This window comes from Allgaiera indica, from assembly GCF_900106675.1.
Lineage (GTDB): Bacteria > Pseudomonadota > Alphaproteobacteria > Rhodobacterales > Rhodobacteraceae > Acidimangrovimonas > Acidimangrovimonas indica.
Genome location: NZ_FNOB01000059.1, coordinates 1 through 3,360 on the forward strand (window position 1 = coordinate 1; position 3,360 = coordinate 3,360).

A 3,360-nucleotide genomic window follows, 5' to 3' on the forward strand; every position below is an offset into this window, starting at 1 on the left:
CTCACCGGCGCCATCCTCAACGGATACAAACTCTCCGAAGCCGCAAAAGACGGAACACAATACGCATATTACAACTACAGATACGCCTATAAGTCAGGGGGCGCCGACTAGGAGACGGAAGCGGCCTGCGTCAGCTCATCATCCGCCGCAGCACCGGCTCCAGTGTGCGGGCCACCTCGGCATGAACCGCCGGACCGGGCAGTTCGGCCGCCGCGGCCTCATCCAGGGCCGAGATCCGCATCCCTTGGGTTCCGGTTTCCCGCGCCTCGGGCGACGAGATCGCCTCGACATATTCCGTCGCGTGGGTAGAGACCGCATCAAGCATGTCCCGATCCACCAAAAGCGGCTCTCGGTCGAGGCTCAGCGGCGCGGCCCCGGCGCCCGGGGCATGGTCGGCCACCCAGAGCAGCACCGTCTTGCCCGTGATGCGCCGCAAAAGAAGCCGCATCCGCGCCACCCACGCGGCCTTTAGTTCGTCCGCGACAACCTCGAACCGTTCAGGGGACAGCTCCTGCAGGGCCCGCAGCATATGGCGGGTGAAGTGGAATTCGGTGAAATCGACCTCACGATAGATGGTCTTCAGCAGGCTCGAAGCCCGCAGGAACCGGTCATTGCGACGCGGATGCACCGCATAGAAGCGGTTGGTCATGTTGTGCGCGCCCATCACCTGAACGACCGTCACCCGTGCGCTGTCGCAAAGGTCGACGATGCCGGGATCGTTCAGATAGACATCGACGCCCGCGTTCATGCAGCCGAAATTGACCATCTTGAGGCCCGCAGCCTCCTCGACCATCGCCGGAAAGGGGCGTTCGATGAAACGGCCGTAGGTGGCGTTGCCCCCCAGAACCGCACAGAACTTGCCATCAAGCTTCCGCTTTGGACCGCGAAACACCAGCTTCGACGTCCCGTATCTGCAGGGATGGTAGTCAAGCCCGCCAGCCCCCTTTGCTTCATATGTCATAGCGCCCACCCTTCGGATTACGACTCATCTGCGACCACTCTGACGTATGGCCGTTTCCAAACCGCTAAGAAGAAAGTTCGCGAAGCGTTTTAGCGATTTCGCCACCTTGCGCCCCTGCCGCGCCGCCGCATATGGTCGGCGCGCAGAGCGGCGGAGAGAACAGATGACGATCAAGTCGGTGGGAATCGTGGGCGCGGGACAGATGGGCAACGGCATCGCCCATGTCTTCGCCTTGGCGGGCTATGACGTACTGCTTGCCGACATCAGCCAGGAAAGTCTGGACAAGGCGATGTCGCTGATCGACCGAAATCTGGAACGCCAGGTAAGCCGCGAGAAGATCTCGGCCGCAGACAAGGCCTCGGCGATGGGGCGGATCCGCACGACGCTGACACTGACCGATCTGGGACCGTCCGATCTGATCATCGAGGCCGCGACCGAGCGCGAGACGGTCAAACAGGCGATCTTCGAGGATCTGCAGCCGCATCTGAAACCCGAGACCATCTTAACGTCGAACACCTCGTCGATCTCGATCACCCGACTGGCCAGCCGCACCGACCGCCCCGAGAAATTCATGGGCTTCCACTTCATGAACCCGGTGCCGGTGATGCAGCTGGTCGAACTGATCCGCGGCATCGCGACCGACGAGACCACCTACAAGACGCTTCTGGGGGTGGTGGAAAGCCTGGGCAAGACCGCCGCCAGCGCCGAGGATTTCCCGGCCTTCATCGTCAACCGCATCTTGATGCCGATGATCAACGAGGCGGTCTATACGCTGTATGAAGGCGTGGGCAATGTGAAGTCGATCGACGAATCCATGAAGCTGGGCGCCAATCACCCGATGGGGCCGCTGGAACTGGCCGATTTCATCGGCCTCGACACCTGCCTTGCCATCATGAACGTGCTGCACGATGGGCTGGCCGACACCAAGTACCGCCCCTGCCCGCTGCTGACCAAATATGTCGAGGCCGGCTGGCTGGGCCGCAAGACCAAGCGCGGCTTCTATGACTACCGCGGCGAGGTGCCCGTGCCGACGCGGTAGGCTATCCGTCGGTCAGCGCGCCCACCTCCGCCTTCTTACCGAGATCCGCGCGCAAAGGGCTTCGCGGGCCCCATTGCCCGGACGGCGGCCGCCTCGACGATGTTTCCCCGGCGACAGGGCAACAAGGTCTCCTTGCTTTCATTGTTCGGCAAATACGCCGGGGGTACAGGGGCCTGACCCTTCCGTCAGTTACGAAGCTTAGGCCCCTTTCTGTCTGATCCTGAGCTCAAACGCACGCAGGAGCTTCTGCCGCCCGCTGCGCTTCACGTGCTTCGTTGCGAAGATCGGCGGCAGTCGGCGGAAGCCAAATCGAGGTAAGAGCGCGAGCGGCTGGAACGCGCGGATTTGGTGGATCAGAGCTGGTCCAGTTCCGCAACCAGCTTGACCAGCTGGCTTTGTCTGTGGAGCGCAAGCTTGTGCAGAATTGATTGCCGCTGTGTCTGATTCCTCGAAGAAAATCAGGGTAGTTGGGGCTGTCGAACTCTCCGCGGACGGTCATCCAAGGCGCATCCGGCTGGAACAAATCTCCGACAGGTCGTCGAAGACGCTGCATGGCTTCGTTGGCCGGATGGTCGAGCCGGGCGCCCACGTCATCACCGACGGCCTGATCAGCTATGAGAACATGCCAAACAACACCCACGAGCCCAGGGTTGTCTCCGGCCAAAAGGCACACGAGATCCTTCACTGGGTGCATCGCGTATTTTCAAATCTCAAGCGGTGGGCGAAGGGGGTGTTTCACGGCTTTCGCCAGAAGCACATCCAACGCTACCTCGACGAGTTCGTCTTCCGCTGGAACCGCCGCCGCCATCTGCGAACGGCGTTCGACCGGCTCCTCGGGATCTGTGTCGGTCTCGCGCCGGCCACCTATCGCGACATTGTCGAGCATCGCGCCTGATCAGGTCAGCAGGGGCCTGGCGGCGCCTCTGTAACACTAAATCAAGCCACTTACCCCTCCAAGCCCGAGTTCGCGAAGCCTCTCCGGTCCGACGAGACATCAAGATGCTGTAGCGACCGGAGCAAAAGGGATAAGCCTTCTCTCCGTGGTGCTCAAAGCTGAAACGAAGGGCCACATTGGGCTGCCAGCGGTCACCGAACTGGGGCCGGGGCCGCAGAACCCAGGTAGGAACCAGTGCCGAGCTCTGCCGCATGGCGTCATGGAGCCTTCAGCGACACTCGTGCGCTGTGCTGCACTCAACACAAAGGGCGGTAAGTTGCCCATCGCATGTGCGTCTCATCATACTCCGCGTGGCGTGGAAACGGACATTTGAGCTACTCCCCGTCTCTTGGACAGGATCTGGCGTAAATTAAGCTACTCGTTGCACCTGCTGATCGGGTTGATTGATATCATTTCTCTGCCAAT

The 3,360-nt window shown here is 61.3% G+C and carries 2 protein-coding genes and 1 pseudogene; 2 read left to right on the forward strand and 1 reads right to left on the reverse strand.

Annotation, left to right across the window (positions count from 1 at the left end; genetic code table 11):
- Positions 1–130 precede the first annotated feature (130 nt).
- Positions 131–961 (reverse strand): DUF6473 family protein, encoded by an 831-nt coding sequence (locus BLV97_RS20455; RefSeq protein WP_035841454.1) that lies wholly within the window; start codon positions 959–961, stop codon positions 131–133.
- A gap of 163 nt (positions 962–1,124) precedes the next feature.
- On the opposite strand from BLV97_RS20455, the gene BLV97_RS20460 reads away from it, so the two are divergent.
- Entirely contained in the window at positions 1,125–2,000 is an 876-nt protein-coding gene (locus BLV97_RS20460) for a 3-hydroxybutyryl-CoA dehydrogenase (protein ID WP_035841452.1), read from the forward strand.
- Positions 2,001–2,454: 454 nt separating this feature from the next.
- Positions 2,455–2,895: pseudogene (locus tag BLV97_RS20465) on the forward strand (IS1595 family transposase); the annotation flags it as partial.
- Positions 2,896–3,360: the final 465 nt, after the last annotated feature.

What these genes read in the sequence shown, in the direction of transcription:
- BLV97_RS20455 (WP_035841454.1), bottom strand. Translation starts at nt 961, where the DNA reads ATGACATATGAAGCAAAGGGGGCTGGCGGGCTTGACTACCATCCCTGC.
- BLV97_RS20460 (WP_035841452.1), top strand. Translation starts at nt 1,125, where the DNA reads ATGACGATCAAGTCGGTGGGAATCGTGGGCGCGGGACAGATGGGCAAC.